The organism is Cellulomonas sp. PSBB021 (assembly GCF_002240455.1).
Taxonomy (GTDB): Bacteria; Actinomycetota; Actinomycetes; order Actinomycetales; family Cellulomonadaceae; genus Cellulomonas; species Cellulomonas uda.
Map to the genome: position 1 here is coordinate 3,512,910 of NZ_CP021430.1, position 22,569 is coordinate 3,535,478.

Consider the following 22,569-nt stretch of genomic DNA (forward strand, 5'->3'; position numbering starts at 1 on the left):
GCACCGGTGGTGCCCCGCGCACCGCCCGTCCAGGACCAGCGCGCCTGTTCGCACGCACGCCCGCAGCCGCCTAGCGTGACCTGGCATGGAACGGATCGGCCTCGCGCCGGGGGCGCAGATCGGCGGCTACACGGTCGTCGCCCCCCTCGGCTCCGGGGGCATGGGCACGGTCTACCGGGCGGTCGACGACGGTGGCACGGCGGTCGCGCTCAAGCTCCTCCACCCGCAGATCGGCGCCGACGCGCAGGGCCGCGACCGCCTGCGCCGCGAGGTCCTCGCGCTCCAGCGGCTGCGGCACCGGTCCGTCGCGTCCGTCCTCGACGCCGAGGCGGACTCCACGGAGGCGTTCATCGTCACCGAGCTCGTCGCCGGCGCGAACCTCGAGGACCACGTCCGCGAGCACGGGCCGTTCGGTCCCGACGACCTGCGCGACCTCGCGCGCGACCTCACCGACGCCCTCACCGCGGTGCACACCGCGGGGGTCGTGCACCGCGACCTCAAGCCCACGAACGTCGTCGTCGGCGAGGACGGTCCCGTGCTGATCGACTTCGGGATCGCGCAGGCCGCGGGTGACCGCTCGGCCCAGGTGACCACGGCGGGCCTCGTCGTCGGCACCCCGGGCTACCTCGCGCCCGAGCTGCTCGACGGCGCCGAGCCCTCGCCCGAGACTGACCTGTGGGGCCTCGCGGCGGTCCTGGCCTTCGCCGCGACCGGCCGGCCGCCGTTCGGGACGCGCCCGCTGCAGACCGTCCTGGCGCGTGCCCGGGCGGGGGACGCGGACCTCACCGGCCTGGGACCGTTGACCAGTGACGCGCTGCGCCGCGCGCTCGACCCCGACCCCTCCGCGCGGCTCGACGCCGACGACCTGGTAGCGGCGCTCGCGGTGGCGGCGGTCGACGGCGACCCGGTCGAGACGGGCCCCGGCGGGGCGGTCGTGGCGGACGCCGCCGTGCCCGCCGCCGTCGCCGCGACCGTCGCGCTCGCCTCGACCGGCGCGGGCGCTCGTGCGGACGACGAGGACGACGACGACGCCTCCGACGAGTCCGCCTCCGACGAGTCCGCCTCCGACGAGTCCGCCTCCGACGAGTCCGCCCCTGACGAGTCCGCCCCCGACGGGTCCGACGCCGACGACGACGTCCGCGCAGACTCCGACGACGACGTCCCCGCCGACTCCGACGACACCCACCCCGACGACGAGGGCCGCGACGACCAACCCCCGCCGGAGGCGTCCGCCGCGAACGAGGCCGACCCGGCCGACGAGGAGTCGGACGACGACGCAGTCGCGGACGACGCGGACGACGACACCGACGAGGATGAGGAAGACGAGGAAGGCGAGGACGAGGACGACGACTCGTCGGACGACGGCTCGTCGGACGACGACGAGCGCGACGCCACGAGCACCGTCGCCCTGACCGCCACGGCGCTCGCGGACGCGGGCCCCGCGAACCCGGGCAAGGAGCCGGGCACGGTCGTGATCGACACGCGCAGCCTCCCGGTGCAGGACGGCCACACGCGCGTCCTGCCGGCCGGCGACCCGACGACCGTCCTGCCGGCGAACCCCTCGGCGGCATCCGCCGGCCCAGCGGCCGACGACCGCGCCGGCGCGACGTCCGGGAACACGCTCGACCGTTCCGTGCGGGGCGGCTCGGACCGCGACGAGACGGTGTTCGAGAACCCGGACCTGGACGAGCTGGACGACCTGGCGCTCGACCCGCGGTACGGCCAGCACCTGGCGGACGACGGGTTCGACCGTGGCGGGCCGCAGGCATGGCAGTCGCGAGACGGGGAGGCGGACGGGGAGGCGCAGGAGGGCGTCGACTGGATCGAGGACGACCTGGACGCCTCGGAGGTGGTCCCGGACGGCTCGGGTTACGTGCGCCCGCCGGCCCGCCGGCGCTGGGGGTCGCTGCTGGCGCTCGCGGCGCTGGTGGGGGCGCTGGGTGCGCTCGCGCCGGTGGTGACGGTGGGCGTGCTCGTCGTGCTGCTGGTGCTGGTGCGGACGGCCGGGACGGCCGTCGAGGCGATGTACGGGCGGCGTGAGCAGCGGGGGGTGCGCGCCTCCGACGTGCCGCGCACGGTCGTGGCGACGCCGTGGTACCTGGTGCGGGCGGTGGTGGCGCTCGTGCCGTCGCTCGTCGTCGCGTCGTGCGTGACGGTGCTGGTGGGCGGGGTGGTCGCGTGGCTCGTCGACAACGGGACGTGGACGATCGGGGACCTGCGCTCGGGTGACCCGGTGGACGGGGGGACGGCGGCGCTCGTCGTGGCGTCGGCGGTGCTGCTGTGGCTGGTGGTCGCGTGGTGGGGGCCGCTGTCGCGGATGACGCGCACGGGTGCGCGACGCGTCCTCGCGGTCGTCGCGCCGGGGCGTCTGGGTGCGGCGGTGCTCGTGGTCGCGTGCGTGCTCGCGGCGGTCGTCGTGGCGTCGCTGGTGACGAACGGTGCGGGGATCGTGTGGTCGCCTGCGCCGACGCCCACGGTCCCGTGACCTGCCGCGGGTGTGGCGCAAGGCGCTGAACCGTGCCAGTTCGGGGTCGGGCCGACAGGTCCGTGCCGACGCACGGGTTCGACCCGTACCCTGTGCCGTGTCGCCCACCGACCGAGGAGATCCCGTGCCCACGAACGACCCCAGGCCGACCAAGGCGCAGCGCCGCGACGAGGCGCGCGCCAAGGCCCTGCAGATGCGTCAAGAGCAGGAGCGCCGCGCGCGGCGCACGAAGATCCTCACGGCGAGCCTGCTCGTCGTCGTGATCGCTGCGGTTGGCGTGTTCGTGGGCGTCACGATCAAGAACAACGCGGAGACCGAGGCGAAGTACAGCGACGTGGTCTACGGCGGCAGCGAGTCGCAGGTGGTCGCGCCGAAGCTCGCGGACGTGACGGCGCCGTCGACCGCGAACGACAAGGGCGGCATCCCCATCAGCGCGGCCGGCGTGGGTGAGCAGGGCGCGGACGACGTCGTCGTGACCGTGTACTTCGACTTCATGTGCCCCTACTGCGGCATGTTCGACGCCGCGAACGCGGCGGACCTCGAGGAGCTCGCCGCGTCCGACGGCGTGACGATCGACTACCGGCCGGTGTCGTTCCTCGACGGTCAGTCGAAGGGCACCTCGTTCTCGACGCGTGCGGCGAACGCGCTCGCGGTCGTCGCCGACAAGTCCCCGGAGCACGTCCAGGACTTCATCACCGCGATGTACGAGAGCGAGCCCAAGGAGGGCACGACGGGTCTGACGGACGACAAGATCGCGGAGATCGCGGTCGGGGTCGGCGTCCCGCAGGAGGTCGCGGACACGTTCACGGACACGGTGGACGGCACGTTCGAGGTCGGCAAGGACGCCGAGGAGAAGACCGGCACGTGGCGCACGTTCGCGCCGTGGGTCACGGCCGCGACCCAGCAGATGGCGATCGACCGCGGTGAGGTCGGTACGCCGACGGTGCTCATCGACGGCCAGGAGTGGCCTGAGGGTCAGGACAAGAGTCCGCTGTACACGCAGGGCCCCTTGCGTGCCGCCGTCGAGGCCGCGCTCGCCGCTAAGGGCTGACGTCGACCGACGGGCCCGGTCCACCGCTCGCAGGAGCGGGGGCCGGGCCCGTCGTCGTCGGTGGCGCCGGTGTGGAGCCCCCTGTCGGATTCGAACCGACGACCTGCTGTTTACAAGACAGCTGCTCTGGCCAGCTGAGCTAAGGAGGCGAGGGCGGTCAGCCTACCGAACCGCGCACGGGATCAGGTGCCTGTGCCCGTCTCCTCGAGCAGCCGCAGCGCAGCGCTCACGCGCGGGTTGCGTGACGGGTCGGCGTCGATGCCGAGCGTGGCGTACAGCGCGTTGACGTGGTTCTGCACGGACTTCTCGGTGATCCCGAGCCGTTCACCGATGCCGGCGTTGGACAGCCCGGACGCGAGGAGCCGCAGGACCTCGTACTGCCGGTGCGTGAGCCGGGCGACGTCGGACCCGGCGCGCGGGGTCGCCCGCGCGAGCAGCTCGGGGTCGAGCACGGTCACGCCGACTGCGGCGGAGCGCACCGCGGACAGCAGGAGCTCCTCGCTCGTGGAGCTGCTCTTCGACAGGTAGCCCCACCCGTCGGCGACGTCGGGCGGCAGGTCGAGGAGCAGGTCCATCGCGTCGTGCGCGGACAGCAGCAGGATCCCGAGCCGGGGCTGCTCGCGGCGGAGCATGACGCCGAGGGCGATGCCGTTCCCGTCGGGCAGGTCGATGTCGAGCAGCGCGACGTCGACGCTGCCGGGCCGCAGGGCGGCGCGGGCCTCGGCGAACGTCCCCACGGACGCGACGACCCGCAGGCCGGGCATCTCCGCGAGGGTCCGCTCGAGCATCGAGCGGAAGAGCGGCTGGTCCTCGACGACCGCCACTCGGATGACCTCGGCCAGGGGTGTGCTCATCGGGTTCAGTATCGTCGGCTCGGGCGGAGTGCGCGTGCGGACACGGCGGACCGGGCCCGACGGGTAGGAGGACGATGGTCGAGGGGGCGCCGACGAGGCGGGGTGACGTGACCGCGGACCGCAGGGTCCTCCTGCGGCTCACGGGCGTCGTCGCGCTCGGGTACGGCCTGGGGGCGTCGATCCAGGCGGCGTACGTGTACTCGAACCTGATCCCCGCGTGGCGGGACGTGAGCGTGTGGTCGCGGGTCGCGGCGAACGTGCTGGCGGTCCTCCTGCTGGTGGGTGCGCTGTGGGCGATGGGTGTGTACCGCTGGGTGTCGTTGGCGCGCATCCTGGGCGGTCTGGTGCTGGCGTCGGTGGTCGCGGCGGGCGGGCGCACGGCGGCGCAGGAGCTGTTGAGCGTGTACTCGAACCCGGAGCGCGCGACGATCGAGGCGGAGTTCGTGGCGGGGGTGGTGCTCGCGCTGGTGTCGGGCTGCATCGGGGTGTGGGGGATGTCGGCGCGGCGGCGCAGCCGTGCGCACCTGAGGCGCGCGGAGCGTGAGGCGCTCGAGGTGGAGCACGTGCTGGAGGCGCTCGAGGCCGAGGAGATCCGGGTGCGCCGCGAGGTCGCGGAGGGTCTGCACGGCTCGTTGCAGGGCAAGCTCGTGGTGGTGAACGCGCATCTCGACGAGGTCCTGGGCCGGTTGGTCGAGCGCGGTGCGGACCCGGACGACGTGGAGACGCTGCGCCGGGTGCGTGACGAGCTGGACGTGGTGCGGGAGCTGGACGTGCGGCAGATGAGCCGGCTGCTGTACCCGGAGCGCCTCGAGCTGGGCCTGGTGCCGGCGGTGCGTGCGCTGCTGGGCCGGCTGCCGACCGCGATCGCGACGCGCCTGACGGTGGCTCCCGAGGTGCGCACGGTCGACGACCCGGTGCAGGGCACGCTCTCGACCGCGCAGCGGCTGCTCGCGGTGCGGGTGGTCGAGGAGGGCGTCACCAACGCGTTGAAGAACGGACCGGCCGCGACGATCGTCGTCGCGCTCGCCGTGGTGGACCGCGCGCTCGTCGTCGCGGTGGAGAACGACGGGCCGTCGCCGGACCCGTCGCGGGGCAGCGACCCCGGCGGGGGCACCGCGCGGCTCGCGTCGCGGCTGCATCTGGTGCGTGGGACGGTGCGTCTGGAGGCGCTGCGTCCCCGGGGCGCGCGGTTGGAGGCGCGGCTCCCGCTCTGAGATGTCACCCGAACGGCCGCGTCGCAGGTGGCGACCGCTTTCTCGGGAGATGTCCTGATACCTGGACGGTTGTCCAGGGTGAAATAAACCGGCATACCCGGCGCGGTGGGTGGCAGCACCTCACCCGGCCATGGGAGCGCTCCGACAACCGTCCTACCGTCGATCTCGTCCGCGTGAGCGGGCCGCTCGGCGCCCACCCCCGGAGCCGCCGTCCGCCTCCCCCTCCAGGAGAACCCCATGCGCACCAAGAACAACCGCCGCAAGGCCATCGCCGTCGGCCTCGCGCTCGTCGGCGTCGCCGGTCTGTCCCTCGCCTCCGCGTCGCAGCTCAACCTCAGCTGGGGCGGCCAGTTCCAGGCCGGCAACGTGACCGTCTCGGGCGAGTGCCAGTCGTCCGCCGTCGCGGTCGCGTTCAGCGCCCCCACGTTCGACGGGACGACGACGAACCCGTGGAAGGTCCCGAACATCACGTTCAGCTCGATCGACGCCGCGTGCGCGACGCAGGGCGCGAAGTACTCGGTGGCCTACAAGACCACCGGTGACTGGCAGGCGCTCGCCACGGGCAACGCCGCCGCCGGCGTCCTGACCGTCGCGGCCCCGTCCGGCGTCGACCCGGCCTCGATCACGGGCTTCGCCCTCTCGCTGCACAGCTGACCCGAGGCCTCGTGCCCGGCACGGTCGTCGCCGCAGCACCCGACGCGCCCCCCGCGCGTCGGGTGCTGCGCACTGTCCCGACCGTCCTGTTCTACGCGGCCGCGCTGCTGGCGGCGTGGTTCGTGTGGCCGACGAGCCTGGGCGGCTGCACCACGCTGACCTACGTCAACGGTCACTCGATGGAGCCGACGTACCACACGGGCGACATCGTGATCTCGCGCTGCGGCGAGCCCGAGGTGGGGGACGTGATCGTCTACGCGCCCGCCTCGGAGCACGGCGTGCGCATCATCCACCGTGTCATCGGCGGTGACGCCGACGGGTGGGTGGTGCGCGGCGACAACAACTCCTTCACGGACCCGTTCGAGCCCGCGGGCGACGAGGTGCTCGGCGTCGCGCAGGCGCACATCCCGAAGATCGGGCTCGCGCTGCGCGTCGTGACCAACGCGTACCTGTGGCTCGGGCTGCTGTTCCTGGCGCTCGCGCTGTGGGCCTGGCCGTCGAAGGACGCCGAGCCCGTGGACGACGAGCCCGTGGACGACGAGGACATAGCCGACGAGGACATGGCCGACGAGGACGTGGACGACGAGCCCGGGGACGACGGCTCCGCCGAGCGCGGGTCCGACGACGAGGCCGCGGGTGGGCCGGGCACCGGCTCCCACCCCGACGCCGCCTCGACCGCTCCCCCCGACTGACCGGAGAGGACCGACATGCCCACGCGTGCCCGAGCCCCGCGACGCCACCCGGTGGTGGCGCTGCTCGTCGTGCTCGCGCTCGCGGTCCTGTCGGTCGCCGGTGCCCAGGCGGCCGGGCTGTCGCTGATGTCTCCGGTCCGCCCGACGGCGAAGCAGCTCGCGCGTTGCGCGCCGGGCCCGGTGACGGTCAGCCCGACGGGCACGTCGAGCGCGGGCCAGTTCACGCAGGTCGCGGTGTCGGGCCTCGCGGGTGGGTGCACGATCGGTGCGGTGCGGGTCGCGTCGGGCTCCACGGGTGCGTGGACGCAGGCGTTCGTCTCGTCGTCGTCGTCCGCGATCACGGGTGGCGCGTTCACCGCGACGGGCCCGGCGTTCACGCCCCCGGTCACGGGGAGCGGGCGTGCCTGGGTGACCGTCAACGGCTGGCCCGTCCCCGCCACGTGGGCCTACACGCCGCCCGCCGGTCCCGTGAGCCCCGGCAACGGGAACACGGTGATGCCGAACATCGAGTGGACGCTCGTCACCAACAACCCCGTGCAGGTGTGCTTCACCGCGACGGTCTCGACGACGTCGACCACGCCCGTGCCGTGGCAGCTGAAGATGGACCTGGCGCAGGCGCCGTTCAACGGGACGACGAGCCAGTTCGCGCTGCTCAACGCGCCCGGCGGTGCGGACATCGCGTGGAAGCTCGGCATCACGTACGACCACACCGCGATGACCGCGCTGATCGCCGGGAAGCCGGACGTCGACGCGCCGGTCACGACGATCACGAGCGCCACGACGCTGCGCTTCCAGGTGTGCAACTACAACCTGCCGCCGGGTGTCCAGACGCCGTCGGCGTACACGGTGACGTACACGAACAGCCCCGCGTGGACCGCGACGCAGGCGTGCGTGACGGCGACCGTCACGGGTAACGGCACGTCGCGGTTCTTCTTCGGGTGGACCGCCGAGATCGACATGTCGGCGGCGCGCGCCGCGGTGGGAGGGTCCGGGTGGTCGGAGCTGACCGACAACTTCTGGCAGCTCACCCGCACCGACCTGGGCGGCAACAAGTTCCGGTTCACGAGCAACACCGCGGCGAACATCTCGGGTACCCAGACCTACGTGTTCACCTACTGCGCGACCCGCTGACGGGCCGGGCTCAGCCCTCCTCGGACGTGACGGGGGCGGCCGCGGGCCGCTTGGGCGTGCGGGTGTCGCCCGACGAGCGCCCGTGCAGCCGCCGGGTGGCCCACGGGTAGACGTGCTCGCGTGCCCAGCGGGCGTCGCCGCGCAGCCGGTCGAGCCGGGGCGTGGGCGGCTGCGGGGCGAGCGGGTCGTCCCAGCGCTCCTCGTCGGGCGGCAGGCCGAGCGCGACGAGCGCGGCCTGCGCGACCCGTGCGTGCCCTTGCGTGGTGAGGTGGATGCGGTCGTCGGCCCACATGCGCCAGTCGCGCAGGGAGCGCATGCCCCACAGGTCGAGGACGTGCGCACCGTGCCGGTGCGCGATCGACCAGATGTGCGTGTTGTACGTCGCGACCCGCGAGCGGGTCGCGCGCAGGAGCCCGCTGTCCACGGTGTCGACGCCGGTCCCGAGGAGCACGTCGACGCCTGCCGCGCGCAGCCGGGCGACGGCGGCCTCGAGGTCGCGCGCGAGCCGGTCGACGTCGGCGGCGGGCCGCAGGATGTCGTTCCCGCCGCCGATGAGGCTCACCAGGTCGGGCTCGAGGCCGAGCGCCGCCGGGACCTGGTCGCGCAGGATCGGGCGCAGCAGCCGCCCGCGGATCGCGAGGTTCGCGTACTCGAGCGGCGCCCCGCCGCCGGCGACCCGCCGTGCGGACAGGCGTGCGGCGAGCACGTCCGCCCAGCCGCGCAGGGGGGCGGTCGGGTCGGCCGGCGCCCGTCCGTCGGGCGAGTCCCACAGCCCTTCGGTGAACGAGTCACCCACGGCCACGTACCGGCTCCAGCGCACGCCCTCGTCAGTCGACACGACGGACATTCTGCCTCTCCGCCAGCGCGACCGCGGTCGACCCCGACACGGCGATCGACCTGCGCGGCTGTTCCCGGAGTGGACCGCCGCCCCGGGACGAACGTCGAGATCGACCTCTTCGAGGCAGGTGCGCAGAACGGCGCGACGCCGAGCTGCACGTGCTGACTACGGCAGGCGCCAGTCGACGGGGGTCCCGCCCTGCGCGACCAGCAGCTCGTTCACGCGGGAGAACGGCCGCGAGCCGAAGAACCCGCGCGACGCGGACAACGGGCTGGGGTGCACGGACTCGACGGTCGGCACCCGGCCCAGCGCGGGTTTGAGGGTCTGCGCGTCGCGCCCCCACAGGATCGCGACGAGCGGTCCGCCACGCTCGACGAGCGCGGCGATCGCCCGGTCGGTGACGGCCTCCCACCCCTTGCCGCGGTGGGAGGCGGGTGCGCCCGGCCGGACGGTGAGCACCCGGTTGAGCAGCATCACGCCCTGGTCCGCCCACGGCGTCAGGTCGCCGCTCGTCGGGGCGGGCGCGTCGAGGTCGTCGACGAGCTCGCGGAAGATGTTGGCGAGCGAGCGCGGCACGGGCCGCACGTCGGGCTGCACGGAGAACGACAGCCCCATGGGGTGCCCGGGCGTGGGGTACGGGTCCTGGCCGACGACGAGCACGCGCACGTCGGCGAGCGGGCGGTGGAACGCGCGCAGGATCGCGTCGGGTGCGGGCAGGTACTCGCGGCCCGCGGCCACCTCGTCGCGCAGGAACCGCCCGGCGGCGTGCACGTGGGCCTCGACGGGGGCGAGGGCGGCGGCCCAGTCGGGTGCGACGAGCTCGGACAGCGGTGCGGGAACCACGCGCTGGACCCTACCGGCGGGCGGGTGAACCGCGGGCGCGGCCCCGCGGCCGGGCTCGGGCGGGCGAATGACACCGGTGTGGTTCGCGGCCTATCCTGGCGCTCATGGACGCAGCCCTCTCGACCGCACAGCTCGAGCCGATGCCCGCGGGCGAGGTCGAGGGGCTGAGCGAGCGGGACGCGCAGATCCTCGCGTTCGAGCGTCAGTGGTGGAAGTACGCGGGCGCCAAGGAGCAGGCGATCCGTGAGCTGTTCGACCTGTCGGCCACGCGGTACTACCAGATCCTCAACACGCTGATCGACGACCCGGCGGCCCTGGCGCACGACCCGATGCTCGTCAAGCGCCTGCGCCGGATGCGCCAGTCGCGTCAGCGGGCCCGCACGGCGCGCCGGCTGGGCGTCGACGCCTGACCCCGCTCGCGCGGCTCGCCCGCGTGTCGTCACCCGTGCGTGAGCGTGTCCGCCGCGCCGGTGCATGCGCACGGCGTCGGGCCGGATAGCCTTCCTGCCGTGAGCAAGGCCGACTACCCGTACCCGGACGACGAGTTCGACGCGCCCCCGGACCCCACCGCCCCCCGCGGCGTCCACCGCGCGCCCCGTTCGGCATGGAGCCGCTGGTGGCCGTTCCTCGTGGTCCTGGTGCTCGCACCGGCCCTCGCGTACGGCATCGTCGCCTTCGCCACGCGCGGCGGCGACCTCCCGATCTCGTCCGGCGGCAGCGACGCCGACGAGACGCCGGCACCGACCGCCACCGCGCCGCAGACGCCGGGTGCCGAGCCGACGGGCGAGGAGACCGAGCCCGCGGGTGAGCAGGAGCCGACGCAGGAGGAGACGAGCGCTCCCGCACCGGACTTCGCCACGACGGTCACGGTGTACAACGCGGCCGGCATCCAGGGCCTCGCCGCGAAGGGCGCCGAGCGGCTCGAGCAGGCCGGCTTCACCGAGGTCGTCCCGACGAACTTCACGGGCACCAAGCCCGAGGCGTCGACCGTGTACTACGCCTCCGAGGAGGACTCGACGACCGCGTCGGTGGTCGCCTCGGCCCTCGGGATCTCGGCGGTGGAGCTCGACCCCGCGCAGGCGCCGTCGGGCGTCGTCGTGGTGCTCGTCTCCGCGCTGCCCTGAGCCGTCCTCCACAGGTCTCGGACGGGCTCTGTTCGCGGCGGGTGCGCTCCCACTAGGCTTCGGCGCACCCCGCGCAGCGGCGTGGGAGGTTCTCCCCAGCAAGGAGCTGACGGCATGGCGCACGGCACGGTGAAGTGGTTCAACGCGGAGAAGGGCTACGGCTTCATCACGCCGGACGCGGGAGGTGCGGACCTGTTCGTGCACTTCTCCGCGATCCAGGTCGACGGGTACCGGAGCCTCGAGGAGGGTCAGCAGGTCGAGTTCGAGGTCGGGCAGGGCGCCAAGGGCCCGCAGGCCGACCAGGTCCGCCCGCTCTGAGCCTCACCTCGTAGCTCACCCGGTAGCTGCCCGCGGCGGCGGTCAGCGGTCGAGGGCGTCGATCGCCAGCAGCGCGCACGCGGCGCTCCAGGTGAGGGGCGCGACGGCCGCCGGCCTGCCGTCCGCGAGGATCTTCTCGGGGATCGAGCCGGTCGGGGTGCGGTGCGTGTCGACGGCCGCGAGCCAGGCCCGGGCGCGCTCGTCCTCGCCGTTCTCCGCGGCGACCCACGCGTACAGGGTGGTCTGCGGTGTCCACGTGACGCCGTCGCGCCGCCACTCGCCCGCGGGGGCGACGCCGAGGGGTCGGCTCATCTCGGTGATCGAGCGCAGCCACGCGTCGCGTCCGCCCGCGGCGGGCGCCTGCCAGAACGGCGCGAGGACGAACGCCGAGGCCGCGTCGTGGTCGGCGCCGTCCGGGTAGCGGGTCCAGCCGGCGGGGCCGAACGTCTCGACCGCGGCCACCCGCGCGGTGCGCGCCGTGCGCTGCGCGAGGAGCGCACGCTCGTCGTCGCCCGCCTCCCGCAGGACCGCGACGGCCTGCTCGAGGCCGGCGACGAGCGGTGCGACCGTGCCGAGGGTCAGCCGGGTCTCGTCGCGCTCCCAGTAGTCCGGGGACGCCGGCGGCAGCCCGCGAGGGTCGAGCAGCGCGGCGGTGCCGTCGACCGCGGCCGCGACGAGCGGGGCGAGTCGGTGCGCGGCCGCGGTCCGGGCGGTGCCCGGTGGCACCTCGTCGAGCACGAGCCCCGCGGCCCACATGGCCCAGCCCTGGCCGTCCGTCTGGGGCGTGCGGTCGTCGGGCGGGCCCGAGCCGTCGGGCAGGTAGCGCGCCTCGAACCCGCCGTCGGCCCGCTGGACGTCCGCGAGGAAGCCCAGCACCTCGAGCGCGTCGGCCGGGTGCCCGGTGCGCGCGAGCGCGACGGCGACGAACGACGCGTCCCGCGGCCACACGTACCGCCAGGCCGGCGTCCAGCCCGCGACGACCGCGCCGTCCGGCAGCAGCAGCGTGCGCAGGTCCAGCAGCGCGTCGCGCGCGAGGTCCTCGTAGGGGCCGCCGGCGCCCGGGACCGTGCCCTGCGCGAGCCAGGCCGCCTGCTCGTCGGCGAGCCGACGTGCCGCGGAGACGCCGGGCGCACCCGCCTCGCCGCGCAGCACCGAGCCCAGGTGGCCCACGCGCGGGTCGAGCACGCGAGTGCCGTCGAGGTAGGCGACGTCGGCGTCGGCGGGGAGCTCGACCACCGAGCCGTCGGGGGCGAGCGCGACGCCGGTCTGGTGCAGCGGGACCACCGCGTACGGGAGGGCCGCAGGCTCCGCGGCCGCGGCCGCGGGCCGGGCCGTGGTGACCGGGAGCACCGCGGCGGCGACCGCCCCGGCGGCCGCCAGCGCGCCGACGACGAGACGCGTGCGTCGTCGGCTGCGGGAGGTGCGGGCGTCGTCACCGGGCACGTCCCGGACCTTAGCCGAGCGGGGCGGTCCGGACGGCCCGTTCGGGCCCGCGTCCGCGGGCGCCGTGGGCCGGGCGTGTTCGCGGTGCGTGAAGGGCGGGGCGCGGACGGGGATGCGTGCTTGCACTCGCAGGGGTCGAGTGCTAACCATTGACTTAGCACTCTCGGGTTGAGAGTGACAGAACCACCCCGGCCGTCAGGTGAGGCGTCGGGTGTGCGGGACAAGACCGCGCGCCCGGTCGTCGTCCGTCGCGGGCACCGACCGGCCGACCCGAACCCAAGCGAAGGATCGCTCGCCACATGGCCAAGATCATTGCCTTCAACGAGGAGGCCCGCCGCGGCATCGAGCGGGGTCTGAACGTCCTCGCCGACACCGTGAAGGTCACGCTCGGCCCGAAGGGCCGCAACGTCGTGCTCGACAAGAAGTGGGGCGCGCCGACGATCACGAACGACGGTGTCTCCATCGCCAAGGAGATCGACCTCGAGGACCCCTTCGAGAAGATCGGTGCGGAGCTCGTCAAGGAGGTCGCCAAGAAGACCGACGACGTCGCCGGTGACGGCACGACGACGGCGACCGTCCTGGCCCAGGCGCTCGTGCGCGAGGGACTGCGCAACGTCGCGGCGGGTGCGAACCCGATCGCGCTGAAGCGTGGCATCGAGAAGGCCGTCGAGGCCGTCACCGCCGCCCTGCTCGCGCAGGCCAAGGAGGTCGAGACCAAGGAGGAGATCGCCGCCACGGCCGCCATCTCCGCCGGTGACACCGCGATCGGCGAGCTCATCGCCGAGGCCCTCGACAAGGTGGGCAAGGAAGGCGTCATCACCGTCGAGGAGTCCAACGCGCTCGGCCTCGAGCTCGAGCTCACCGAGGGCATGCGCTTCGACAAGGGCTTCCTGTCGGCGTACTTCGTCACCGACCCGGAGCGCCAGGAGGCCGTCCTCGAGGACGCGTACGTCCTGCTCGTCGAGGGCAAGATCTCGAACGTCAAGGACCTGCTCCCGCTGCTCGAGAAGGTCATCCAGTCCGGCAAGCCGCTGTTCATCGTGGCCGAGGACGTCGAGGGTGAGGCCCTCGCGACCCTCGTCGTGAACAAGATCCGTGGCCTGTTCAAGTCGGTCGCCGTCAAGGCCCCCGGCTTCGGCGACCGCCGCAAGGCGATGCTGCAGGACATGGCCATCCTCACGGGCGGCCAGGTCGTCTCGGAGACCGTCGGCCTCAAGCTCGACACGGTGGGCCTCGAGGTCCTCGGCACGGCGCGCAAGATCGTCGTCACCAAGGACGAGACCACGATCGTCGAGGGTGCGGGCGACGCGCAGCAGATCGCGGGTCGCGTGACCCAGATCCGCGCCGAGATCGAGAACTCGGACTCGGACTACGACCGCGAGAAGCTCCAGGAGCGCCTCGCCAAGCTCGCCGGCGGCGTCGCCGTCATCAAGGCCGGCGCGGCCACCGAGGTCGAGCTCAAGGAGCGCAAGCACCGCATCGAGGACGCCGTGCGCAACGCGAAGGCGGCCGTCGAGGAGGGCATCGTCGCCGGTGGTGGCGTCGCGCTCATCCAGGCCGGCAAGACGGCGTTCGAGGGCCTCAAGCTCGAGGGCGACGAGGCGACCGGTGCGCAGATCGTCAAGCTCGCGATCGAGGCCCCGCTCAAGCAGATCGCGGTCAACGCCGGTCTCGAGGGTGGCGTCGTGGCGGAGAAGGTGCGCAACCTCCCGACCGGCCACGGCCTGAACGCCGCGACGAACGACTACGAGGACCTGCTCGCCGCGGGCGTCAACGACCCGGTCAAGGTCACGCGCTCCGCGCTGCAGAACGCGTCGTCGATCGCCGCGCTCTTCCTCACGACCGAGGCCGTCGTCGCCGACAAGCCGGAGAAGGCCCCCGCGGCCCCCGCCGGTGGCGGCGAGGACTTCGGCGGCGGCTTCTGAGCCGACCGCTGAGCCTGCCTCAGCCGGTCCTGCCCGGGCGCGTCGCACGCGCCTGACGCAGCACTGCACGACCCAGGACGGGCCGGTCGCCTTCGGGCGGCCGGCCCGTCCGGCGTGTGCGGGCCGACCGGCGGGTGCGGGGGGCTCGTCGGCGCCCGGTTTCACCCGGTAGTGTCGTTCCGCCGTCCGGTGAGGCGGCCTGGCGCGACGGGGCGGGGGGCTTCCGGTGACAGGACTGTGGCGTGACGTGTCGGATCTGGGAACCGTGGCGACCGTGCTGGGCGTGGTCGTCGGCGGTGGCGTGTTCCTCGGCTCGTGGGCGTACCGGGGGGTCGAGCGCAGCGCGTCCGCGGTGTGGCGGTCGGTCGGCGAGGCGCTGGTCGTCGCGTGGGCGATCGCGCTCCTCGCGGTGATGCTGCGCCCGTTGCCGTACCCGAGCGACCCGGGACCGGACCTCGCCCCGTTCACAGGGATGCCCGCGGGCCTCGACGCCGGCTCGTGGGAGGTGCCCGCGGTGCAGCTCGGCGGGACGGCGCTGCTGTTCGTCGTGGGTGGGGGTCTGCTCTCGGCGCGGCTGCGGTGGGGTGTCGTGCGGCCCGCGCTCGCGATGGCGGCGGTCGCGGTGCTCGTCGAGGGGCTGCAGCACCTCCTGCACACGGGGCGGCACGTGGCGACCGACGACGTGCTCGTCGCGGCCCTCGCGGGTGCGGTCGGCGCGGCGGTCGTCGTCGCGCTGCGCGGTCGCGCGGGACGGACGCGCGCGCGGCGGGGGACCGGTGTGCTGCGCGCGGAGGCGATGGGCTGACGCGCAGCCGGCGCTTTCACCCGCTGCGACGCGGCCCTGCGCGGCTAGCCTCGGCGTGTGCAGGACACCGTCGTCACCGTCGAGGGCCGGTTCGAGCACCGGCACGCCGCGGAGCGGGGGACCGTGTCGCTCGACGTCGGGTTCGAGTCCGACGTGCGCGACGACGCGGTGCGCCGCACCACGCACGCGCACGCGCGGCTCGTCGACCAGGTCCGGTCGATGCACGACGAGAGCGCCGGGCCGGTCACGTGGTGGGCGTCGCAGCGGCTCGCGGTGTGGGCGCAGCGCCCGTGGAGCGACCAGGGTGCGCGCCCGCCGCTCGTGCACCACGCGTCGGTGCAGCTCGAGGCGACGTTCGCGGACCTGGCGCGGCTCGCGGCGTGGGTCGAGCAGGTCGCGGTGCTCGACGGCGTCACGGTGCTGGGCGTGCAGTGGGCGCTCACGGACCCGACCCGCACGCGCCTGCTCGAGGACGCGCGCGAGCGTGCGGTCGCGGATGCGGTCGACCGGGCGCGCGCCTACGCCCGCGCGCTGGGGATGCGGGACGTGCGGCCGCTCGCGGTGGCCGAGCCGGGGATGCTGGGCGACCCGGGTCCGGGCTCACCGGGCGACGAGCCGCCGGTCCTCGCGGCGGCGCGCGCGATGGTCGCGGACGCCGCCGAGGGTCGGCTCGACCTCAAGCCGGACGAGCTGTCCGTCGCGGTGCGGGTGCACGCGCGGTTCGCGGCGTCCTGAGGGCCGCGCGCTACTGGCGGTAGGAGGCCAGGAAGTTGCCCAGGCGCTCGACGGCCTCGCCGAGGACACGCGCCTCGGGGAGCGTGACGATGCGCAGGTGGTCCGGGTCCGGCCAGTTGAAGCCGGTGCCCTGCACCAGCAGGATGTGCTCGCTCACGAGCAGGTCGTAGACCAGGCGGGCGTCGTCGTGGATCTCGTGCACCTCGGGGTCGAGGCGCGGGAACAGGTAGAGCGCGCCGTCGGGGCGCACGCACGTGACGCCCGGGATCGAGGTCAGCCCGCGCCAGGCGACGTCGCGCTGCTCGTGCAGGCGTCCGCCGGGCGCGACGAGCGTCTCGATCGACTGCACGCCGCCGAGCGCGGCCTGCAGCGCGTGCTGCGCGGGCACGTTCGCGCACAGTCGCGTGGATGCGAGCAACTGGATGCCCTCGAGGAACCCGGACGCGTGCTCCCGCGGCCCGGTGACGACCATCCACCCGGAGCGGTACCCGGCGACGCGGTACGTCTTCGACAGCCCGTTGAACGTCAGGCACAGCAGGTCCGGCGCGACGGACGCGAGCGGCGTGTGCACCGCGCCGTCGAACAGGATCCGGTCGTAGATCTCGTCGGCGAGCAGCAGCAGCGAGTGTCGGCGCGCGATGTCGGCGAGCGCGACGAGCGTCTCGCGTGAGTACACCGCACCGGTCGGGTTGTTGGGGTTGATGACGACGAGCGCCTTGGTGCGCGGCGTGACGAGCGACTCGAGGTGCTCGAGGTCCGGCTGCCAGCCCTGCGACTCGTCGCAGCGGTAGTGCACCGGCTTGCCGTCGGACAGCGACGTCATCGCGGTCCACAGGGGGTAGTCGGGGGAGGGGATCAGCACCTCGTCGCCCTCGTCGAGCAGCGCCTGCATGACCATGGTGATGAGCTCGGAGACGCCGTTGCCGAGGTAGACGTCCTCGACGTCGAACGTCGGGAAGTCGGGCTCGGTCTCGTAGCGCGTGACGACCGCTCGCCGCGCGGACAGGATGCCCTGCGACTCGCTGTACCCGTGCGCGGTGGGGATCGCGGCGATCATGTCGCGCACGATCTGGTGCGGCGCCTCGAAGCCGAACGCGGCGGGGTTGCCCGTGTTGAGCTTGAGGATCGCGTGGCCCTCCGCCTCGAGCCGTGCCGCCTCGGTGAGCGTCGCCCCGCGGATCTCGTACAGGACGTGCTGCAGCTTGGCCGACTGGTCGAGGGGACGCAGGTGCATGGGGGCAGCGTAGGCCCGCCCGCGCCCGTGCCCGTGCCCGCGCCCGGCCGGGACGGGCGTGACCGGATCGGGACACGTCCGAAACACCCCGTTCACGCCGCCGGGTCGGTGCCCGAAACACCCGGTCCCTACCGTCCTGCGTCATGGGCACAGGGATGTATACACCCCGGGACACAGCGCGGTGTCGCGCGGTGCCTGAGCCCGCGTCCGGTTCCGCTCGTGAGCACAGCCCCGACGAAAGGGTCTCCTCCGTGACCAGATCGATCCGCACCACCCGCGCGCTCGCACTGTCCTCCGGGGCGCTCGTCGCCCTCCTCGCCCTGTCCGCCTGCGGCTCCCGCACGGACGACGAGGCGTCGTCCACCTCGGCGGCGTCATGCGTCAAGACGGACGGCGACAGCATCAAGATCGGCTTCCTCAACTCGCTGTCCGGCACCATGGCGATCTCGGAGCAGACCGTCCGGGATGCGCTCGACCTCGCGGCTGAGGAGATCAACGCCGCGGGCGGCGTGCTCGACAAGAAGCTCGAGATCGTCGCGGAGGACGGCGCGTCCGAGCCCACGGTGTTCGCCGAGAAGGCGGAGAAGCTCATCAAGTCGGACTGCGTCGCGGCCGTGTTCGGCGGCTGGACCTCGTCGTCGCGCAAGGCGATGCTGCCGGTCTTCGAGAGCAACAAGAGCCTGCTGTTCTACCCCGTGCAGTACGAGGGTCTCGAGGCGTCGCCGAACATCTTCTACACGGGCGCGACGACGAACCAGCAGATCATCCCCGCGATGGACTACCTCAAGGAGCAGGGGGTGACGAAGGTCTTCCTCGTCGGTTCCGACTACGTGTTCCCGCGGACCGCGAACAAGGAGATCATCGCCTACTCCGAGGCGAACGGGATCGAGATCGTCGGCGAGGAGTACGCGCCGCTCGGCCACACGGACTTCTCGACGATCGTCACCAAGCTCAAGGGCTCGGGCGCCGAGGCGGTGTTCAACACGCTCAACGGCGACTCGAACGTCGCGTTCTTCAAGGAGTACAAGAACGTCGGCCTGACGGCGGAGACGACCCCGGTGGTCTCGGTGTCGATCGCCGAGGAGGAGGTCGGCGGCATCGGCGTCGACAACATCGTCGGCCAGCTCACCGCCTGGAACTACTACCAGACGGTCGAGAGCCCGCAGAACGCGACCTTCGTCAAGGCGTTCAAGGCCAAGTACGGCGACGACCGCGTGACGTCCGACCCGATGGAGGCCGCCTACACCTCGCTCTACCTGTGGAAGGGCATGGTCGAGAAGGCGAAGTCGTTCGCGGTCGCGGACGTGCAGGCCGCGGCGGACGGCGTGAGCTTCGACGCCCCCGAGGGGACGGTCACCGTGAACGGCGACAACCACCACATCGCGAAGACCGCGCTCATCGGCAAGATCGACGCCGACGGCCTGATCTACCCGGTGTGGGAGTCCGACGGCCCGATCGACCCGGACCCGTTCCTCGAGGGTTACGACTGGGCCGAGGGCCTGTCCTGACCCACCCTGACGGGCGGTGGCCCGGCGTTCTCTCCGTGCGCCGGGTCACCGCCCCCTCCCGCGGGAGGTCGGCCGCGTCCCACCCGGGACGCAGGAAGGACGGGGTGCATGGAAGCCCTGGTCTCCCAGCTCTTCGCCGGGCTGAGCCTCGGGTCGGTGCTGCTGCTCGCGGCGCTCGGCCTGGCGCTCACGTTCGGGCAGATGGGCGTCATCAACATGGCGCACGGCGAGTTCATGATGGCCGGCGCGTACACCGCGTTCGTGGTGCAGAAGGTGGTCGCCGACGCGGGCGTCTCGCTGCTCGTGTCGCTCGTCATCGGGTTCCTCGTCGGCGGTCTGCTCGGCCTGGTCCTCGAGGTCACGTTGATCTCCCGCATGTACCACCGGCCGCTGGACACGTTGCTCGTCACGTTCGGCGTCGCGCTCGTGCTGCAGCAGCTCGCGCGTGACGTGTTCGGTGCGCCGAACGTCGACGTGCGCGCCCCGGCGTGGCTGTCCGGCGCGGTCGAGATCCTCGGCGTGGGCGTGCCGAAGACGCGGCTGTTCATCCTGGGCCTGGCGACCCTCGCGGTCGTCGCGCTCGGCCTCGCGCTCAAGCTCACGCCGCTGGGCCGGCGCATCCGCGCGACGGTCGCGAACCGCGACCTCGCGGAGACCGCCGGCATCTCGACCCGCGCGACCGACCGGCTCACGTTCTTCCTGGGCTCCGGGGTCGCGGGCGTGGCGGGGGTCGCGCTCACGCTGCTCGGGTCGATCGGCCCGACGCTCGGCACCAACTACATCGTCGACGCGTTCCTCGTCGTCGTGGTCGGCGGCATCGGGCAGCTGAAGGGCGCGGTGATCGCGGCGCTCGGGCTGGGGCTGCTGCAGGCCGGCATCGAGTACACGAGCACGGCGAGCATCGCGAAGGTGCTCGTGTTCGTCATCATCGTCGCGTTCCTGCAGGTGCGGCCGCAGGGGCTCGTCGCCGTCCGGACGAGGAGCCTGGCATGAGCGCCGTCGCGAGGATCTGGGGGAACGAGCGGGCGCGCCTGCTCGTCGGCCTGGGCGTGGCCGGGCTGCTCCTGCTCGTCGTCGCCCCCGGGGTGCTGTCGGACTTCCGGCTCAACCTGCTCGCCAAGTTCTGCTGCCTCGCGATGGTCGCAGTCGGCATCGGGCTCGCATGGGGTCGCGGCGGGATGCTCACGCTCGGGCAGGGCGTGTTCTTCGGCCTCGGCGGCTACCTCATGGCGATGCACCTCAAGCTCTCCGACGCAGGCCCCGGGGGCGTGCCGGACTTCATGCTGCTGTACGGCGACGGCACCGTCCCGGCGTGGTGGGAGCCGCTGCGCAGCCCGGCCGTCACCGTGCTCGCGATCCTGCTGCTGCCCGCAGGCCTCGCCGCGCTGCTCGGGCTCGCGGTGTTCAAGCGGCGTGTGCGCGGCGCGTACTTCGCGATCCTGTCGCAGGCGCTCGCCGCGGCGTTCGCGATCCTGCTCATCGGCCAGCAGAAGGTCACGGGCGGGACCAACGGGCTCAACGGGTTCCGGTCCTTCTTCGGGTTCGACCTGTCCGACCCGGTCAACAAGCGGATGCTCTACTACATCGCCGCGGGCACGCTGCTGGTGATGGTGCTCGTCGTGCGCCTGGTCATGCGCTCGCGGTACGGGGAGCTGCTCGTGGCCGTGCGCGACCAGGAGAACCGCGTGCGGTTCCTGGGCTACGACCCGGCGCTCGTCAAGGTGCTGGCGTACGCGCTCGCGGCCGCGTTCGCCGCGATCGGCGGTGCGCTGTTCGCGCCGATCGTCGGGATCATCTCGCCCGCCGACGTGGGCGTCGTGCCGTCCATCGCGTTCCTCGTCGGCGTCGCGATCGGCGGACGCGCGACGCTCCTCGGCCCGGTCGTCGGGTCGATCGCGGTCTCGTGGGCGGAGACGAGCCTGTCCGAGCGGTTCCCGTCGTTCTGGACGTACTTCCTGGGTGCGCTGTTCATCGTCGTCGTCGCCTTCCTGCCGGACGGGTTCGCGACGCTGGGCAGGCTGCGGCTGCGGCGTCGTCGTCCTGGTCCCGACGCGCCCGTGGGCACGTCCGACGAGGAGCACGCGTCCGACGAGCAGGCGTCCGACGAGGACGAGCACGACGAGGCCACCGCGAGCGCCGGGAGGACGGCATGAGCGACGACACGACACCCGCGGCCGACGAGGTCGAGGTCCAGCTCGACCCGCAGGCCCTCGAGGCCGTGATCGCGGCACCCGAGTCCCGGTTCCGGCACGACTACCTCGAGGTGCGCGGGCTGCGCGTCGAGTTCGACGGCTTCGTCGCGGTCGACGGGGTCGACCTCACGGTCACGCAGGGCGACTTGCGCTTCCTCATCGGGCCCAACGGCGCCGGCAAGACGACGATCGTCGACGCGATCACGGGCCTGGCCCGGTGCAGCGGCTCGGTGCGGTTCGGCGGCGTGGACCTGGTCGGCAGGCCCGCGCACCGCATCGTGCGGGCGGGCGTGGGACGCACGTTCCAGACCGCGAGCGTGTTCGACGAGCTGTCGGTGCTGCAGAACCTCGACATCGCGGCGGGCTCCGGTCGGCGCCTGCCGACCCTGCTGCGGCGGCGCTCGGGGATCCCCGACGAGGTCGCGCAGGCGCTCGAGACCATCGGCCTGACCGCGCTCGCGGACGCCCCGGCCGGGGTCCTCGCGCACGGCCAGAAGCAGTGGCTCGAGATCGGGATGCTCCTGGTCCAGGACGCGCGGCTGCTGCTGCTCGACGAGCCCGTGGCCGGCATGTCCCACGCCGAGCGCGAGCAGACCGGGCAGCTGCTGCGACGCATCGGCGAGCAGCGCACGGTCGTCGTCGTCGAGCACGACATGGAGTTCCTGCGGACGTTCGCCTCGTCCGTGACGGTGCTCCACCAGGGGCGCGTGCTCTCGGAAGGGTCGGTCGCGCAGGTGCAGGCCGACCCGTCGGTCGTCGAGGTGTACCTGGGCCGGGGAGCCGGCGCCCGGGGCGCCGCAGGGGAGGTGGCGTGATGCTGGAGCTGACCGGCGTGCATGTCGGGTACGGGCGCACCGCCGTGGTGCACGGCGTGGACGTCGCGGTGGACGCGGACTCCGTCACCGCCGTGATGGGGCACAACGGGGCCGGGAAGACGACGCTGCTGCGCGCCGCGGTCGGGCTGCTGCCCGTGCGTTCGGGCACGGTCCGCCTCGACGGGGACGACGTCACGAGGCTGCGCCCGCACCAGCGCGTGCGCCGCGGCCTCGCGTACGTCCCGCAGGGGCAGCAGTCGTTCGGCACGCTCACCGCGCGCGAGAACCTGCAGCTCGTCGCCGACGGGACGGGCGCCGCGGGCCGACGACGGATGGACGAGTCGCTCGACCTGTTCCCGGCCCTGCGCGGCCTGCTGGGCCGACGAGCCGGTCTGCTGTCCGGCGGCCAGCGCCAGCAGCTCGCCATCGCACGCGCGCTCATCACCGGCCCCAGGGTCCTGATCCTCGACGAGCCGACCGAGGGCATCCAGCCCAACGTCGTGCAGGAGATCGAGGACGCGATCACGACGTTGACGGCGGCCGGCGGGCTCGCGGTGCTGCTCGTCGAGCAGCACGTCGGGTTCGCGCTGTCCGCCGCGGCGCGGTACTACGTGCTCGAGTCCGGGCGCGTCACCAGCGAGGGTGCGGGTGGGCTCGACCAGGAGGAGGGCGTGCGTGCGGCGATGGCGATCTGACGCCGGCGCCGCG

General features: G+C 73.4%; 22 protein-coding genes and 1 tRNA gene. 17 read left to right on the forward strand and 6 right to left on the reverse strand.

Translation table 11 applies throughout. The features are described 5' to 3' along the window. Positions 1–85 precede the first annotated feature (85 nt). A complete protein-coding gene (locus CBP52_RS18420) occupies positions 86–2,485 on the forward strand; it encodes a serine/threonine-protein kinase (RefSeq protein ID WP_232514549.1) in 2,400 nt (799 codons plus the stop codon). A gap of 124 nt (positions 2,486–2,609) precedes the next feature. Beyond that, a complete protein-coding gene (locus CBP52_RS16135) occupies positions 2,610–3,536 on the forward strand; it encodes a DsbA family protein (RefSeq protein WP_094181811.1) in 927 nt (308 codons plus the stop codon). Positions 3,537–3,608: 72 nt separating this feature from the next. Here the strand turns inward: CBP52_RS16135 and CBP52_RS16140 are convergent. Next, positions 3,609–3,685: transfer RNA gene (locus CBP52_RS16140), tRNA-Thr, on the reverse strand. Positions 3,686–3,718: 33 nt separating this feature from the next. After that, the gene (locus tag CBP52_RS16145) at positions 3,719–4,390 is read right to left on the reverse strand and encodes a response regulator transcription factor (protein WP_094181812.1); all 672 of its coding nucleotides are present in this window, start codon (positions 4,388–4,390) and stop codon (positions 3,719–3,721) included. Between the two features lie 74 nt (positions 4,391–4,464). Here CBP52_RS16145 and CBP52_RS16150 point away from each other — a divergent pair, with 74 nt between their 5' ends. From CBP52_RS16150 to CBP52_RS16165, 4 genes are all read left to right on the forward strand, one after another. Continuing rightward, entirely contained in the window at positions 4,465–5,604 is a 1,140-nt protein-coding gene (locus tag CBP52_RS16150; protein ID WP_094181813.1) for a sensor histidine kinase, read from the forward strand. 237 nt (positions 5,605–5,841) lie between these two features. Next, on the forward strand, positions 5,842–6,258 hold the full coding sequence (locus tag CBP52_RS16155) for a hypothetical protein (protein ID WP_094181814.1): 417 nt from the start codon (positions 5,842–5,844) through the stop codon (positions 6,256–6,258). 11 nt (positions 6,259–6,269) lie between these two features. Beyond that, positions 6,270–6,950 (forward strand): signal peptidase I, encoded by a 681-nt coding sequence (locus tag CBP52_RS16160; RefSeq protein WP_157732685.1) that lies wholly within the window; start codon positions 6,270–6,272, stop codon positions 6,948–6,950. A gap of 15 nt (positions 6,951–6,965) precedes the next feature. Beyond that, positions 6,966–8,081: a hypothetical protein gene (locus CBP52_RS16165; RefSeq protein ID WP_157732686.1), complete on the forward strand. Its 1,116-nt coding sequence runs from the start codon at positions 6,966–6,968 to the stop codon at positions 8,079–8,081. Positions 8,082–8,091: 10 nt separating this feature from the next. On the opposite strand, the gene CBP52_RS16170 is transcribed toward CBP52_RS16165, so the two are convergent. Together CBP52_RS16170 and CBP52_RS16175 are read right to left on the reverse strand one after the other, a co-directional pair. Next, a complete protein-coding gene (locus CBP52_RS16170; protein WP_094181817.1) occupies positions 8,092–8,928 on the reverse strand; it encodes an SGNH/GDSL hydrolase family protein in 837 nt (278 codons plus the stop codon). 156 nt (positions 8,929–9,084) lie between these two features. Beyond that, positions 9,085–9,762 (reverse strand): uracil-DNA glycosylase, encoded by a 678-nt coding sequence (locus CBP52_RS16175; protein WP_094181818.1) that lies wholly within the window; start codon positions 9,760–9,762, stop codon positions 9,085–9,087. 104 nt (positions 9,763–9,866) lie between these two features. Here CBP52_RS16175 and CBP52_RS16180 point away from each other — a divergent pair, with 104 nt between their 5' ends. The 3 genes from CBP52_RS16180 (at position 9,867) to CBP52_RS16190 (ending at position 11,204) form a co-directional block, all read left to right on the forward strand. Next, positions 9,867–10,172 (forward strand): DUF3263 domain-containing protein, encoded by a 306-nt coding sequence (locus CBP52_RS16180; RefSeq protein ID WP_094181819.1) that lies wholly within the window; start codon positions 9,867–9,869, stop codon positions 10,170–10,172. A 99-nt stretch (positions 10,173–10,271) separates the two neighbouring features. Continuing rightward, on the forward strand, positions 10,272–10,886 hold the full coding sequence (locus CBP52_RS16185) for a LytR C-terminal domain-containing protein (protein ID WP_157732687.1): 615 nt from the start codon (positions 10,272–10,274) through the stop codon (positions 10,884–10,886). 114 nt (positions 10,887–11,000) lie between these two features. After that, positions 11,001–11,204, forward strand: coding sequence for a cold-shock protein (locus tag CBP52_RS16190; protein ID WP_094181821.1), 204 nt, complete (start codon positions 11,001–11,003; stop codon positions 11,202–11,204). 42 nt (positions 11,205–11,246) lie between these two features. Here the strand turns inward: CBP52_RS16190 and CBP52_RS16195 are convergent, their stop codons facing one another. Beyond that, complete coding sequence (locus CBP52_RS16195; RefSeq protein ID WP_094181822.1) at positions 11,247–12,647, reverse strand: glycoside hydrolase family 15; 1,401 nt, start codon at positions 12,645–12,647, stop codon at positions 11,247–11,249. Positions 12,648–12,946: 299 nt separating this feature from the next. Here CBP52_RS16195 and groL point away from each other — a divergent pair, with 299 nt between their 5' ends. The 3 genes from groL to CBP52_RS16210 all read left to right on the forward strand — a co-directional run bounded on the left by groL (position 12,947) and on the right by CBP52_RS16210 (position 16,112). Then, positions 12,947–14,572, forward strand: coding sequence for a chaperonin GroEL (gene groL / locus CBP52_RS16200; protein ID WP_094181823.1), 1,626 nt, complete (start codon positions 12,947–12,949; stop codon positions 14,570–14,572). 265 nt (positions 14,573–14,837) lie between these two features. After that, positions 14,838–15,377 carry a hypothetical protein gene (locus CBP52_RS16205; protein ID WP_094181824.1) on the forward strand — a complete coding sequence of 180 codons (540 nt, stop codon included), beginning with the start codon at positions 14,838–14,840 and terminating at the stop codon, positions 15,375–15,377. 57 nt (positions 15,378–15,434) lie between these two features. Continuing rightward, complete coding sequence (locus tag CBP52_RS16210) at positions 15,435–16,112, forward strand: SIMPL domain-containing protein (RefSeq protein ID WP_094181825.1); 678 nt, start codon at positions 15,435–15,437, stop codon at positions 16,110–16,112. Between the two features lie 10 nt (positions 16,113–16,122). Here the strand turns inward: CBP52_RS16210 and CBP52_RS16215 are convergent, their stop codons facing one another. After that, positions 16,123–17,346, reverse strand: coding sequence for a pyridoxal phosphate-dependent aminotransferase (locus CBP52_RS16215; protein WP_094181826.1), 1,224 nt, complete (start codon positions 17,344–17,346; stop codon positions 16,123–16,125). Positions 17,347–17,597: 251 nt separating this feature from the next. On the opposite strand from CBP52_RS16215, the gene urtA reads away from it, so the two are divergent. The 5 genes from urtA to urtE all read left to right on the forward strand — a co-directional run bounded on the left by urtA (position 17,598) and on the right by urtE (position 22,556). Beyond that, complete coding sequence (gene urtA / locus CBP52_RS16220; RefSeq protein ID WP_232514550.1) at positions 17,598–18,854, forward strand: urea ABC transporter substrate-binding protein; 1,257 nt, start codon at positions 17,598–17,600, stop codon at positions 18,852–18,854. Positions 18,855–18,962: 108 nt separating this feature from the next. After that, on the forward strand, positions 18,963–19,847 hold the full coding sequence (urtB, locus tag CBP52_RS16225; protein WP_094181828.1) for an urea ABC transporter permease subunit UrtB: 885 nt from the start codon (positions 18,963–18,965) through the stop codon (positions 19,845–19,847). Then, complete coding sequence (gene urtC, locus CBP52_RS16230; protein ID WP_094181829.1) at positions 19,844–21,007, forward strand: urea ABC transporter permease subunit UrtC; 1,164 nt, start codon at positions 19,844–19,846, stop codon at positions 21,005–21,007. The genes urtB and urtC overlap by 4 nt, the downstream gene beginning before the upstream one ends. Further along, the gene (urtD, locus tag CBP52_RS16235; protein WP_094181830.1) at positions 21,004–21,861 is read left to right on the forward strand and encodes an urea ABC transporter ATP-binding protein UrtD; all 858 of its coding nucleotides are present in this window, start codon (positions 21,004–21,006) and stop codon (positions 21,859–21,861) included. Before urtC ends, urtD begins: the two co-directional genes overlap by 4 nt. Then, on the forward strand, positions 21,861–22,556 hold the full coding sequence (urtE, locus tag CBP52_RS16240) for an urea ABC transporter ATP-binding subunit UrtE (protein ID WP_094181831.1): 696 nt from the start codon (positions 21,861–21,863) through the stop codon (positions 22,554–22,556). Before urtD ends, urtE begins: the two co-directional genes overlap by 1 nt. Positions 22,557–22,569: the final 13 nt, after the last annotated feature.

Excerpts from the sequence above, each read along its gene's own strand:
- CBP52_RS18420 (WP_232514549.1), top strand. The coding sequence starts at position 86 with ATGGAACGGATCGGCCTCGCGCCGGGGGCGCAGATCGGCGGCTACACG.
- CBP52_RS16145 (WP_094181812.1), bottom strand. The coding sequence starts at position 4,390 with ATGAGCACACCCCTGGCCGAGGTCATCCGAGTGGCGGTCGTCGAGGAC.
- CBP52_RS16150 (WP_094181813.1), top strand. The coding sequence starts at position 4,465 with ATGGTCGAGGGGGCGCCGACGAGGCGGGGTGACGTGACCGCGGACCGC.
- CBP52_RS16155 (WP_094181814.1), top strand. The coding sequence starts at position 5,842 with ATGCGCACCAAGAACAACCGCCGCAAGGCCATCGCCGTCGGCCTCGCG.
- CBP52_RS16165 (WP_157732686.1), top strand. The coding sequence starts at position 6,966 with ATGCCCACGCGTGCCCGAGCCCCGCGACGCCACCCGGTGGTGGCGCTG.
- CBP52_RS16170 (WP_094181817.1), bottom strand. The coding sequence starts at position 8,928 with ATGTCCGTCGTGTCGACTGACGAGGGCGTGCGCTGGAGCCGGTACGTG.
- CBP52_RS16180 (WP_094181819.1), top strand. The coding sequence starts at position 9,867 with ATGGACGCAGCCCTCTCGACCGCACAGCTCGAGCCGATGCCCGCGGGC.
- CBP52_RS16190 (WP_094181821.1), top strand. The coding sequence starts at position 11,001 with ATGGCGCACGGCACGGTGAAGTGGTTCAACGCGGAGAAGGGCTACGGC.
- groL (WP_094181823.1), top strand. The coding sequence starts at position 12,947 with ATGGCCAAGATCATTGCCTTCAACGAGGAGGCCCGCCGCGGCATCGAG.
- CBP52_RS16215 (WP_094181826.1), bottom strand. The coding sequence starts at position 17,346 with ATGCACCTGCGTCCCCTCGACCAGTCGGCCAAGCTGCAGCACGTCCTG.
- urtB (WP_094181828.1), top strand. The coding sequence starts at position 18,963 with ATGGAAGCCCTGGTCTCCCAGCTCTTCGCCGGGCTGAGCCTCGGGTCG.
- urtC (WP_094181829.1), top strand. The coding sequence starts at position 19,844 with ATGAGCGCCGTCGCGAGGATCTGGGGGAACGAGCGGGCGCGCCTGCTC.
- urtD (WP_094181830.1), top strand. The coding sequence starts at position 21,004 with ATGAGCGACGACACGACACCCGCGGCCGACGAGGTCGAGGTCCAGCTC.
- urtE (WP_094181831.1), top strand. The coding sequence starts at position 21,861 with ATGCTGGAGCTGACCGGCGTGCATGTCGGGTACGGGCGCACCGCCGTG.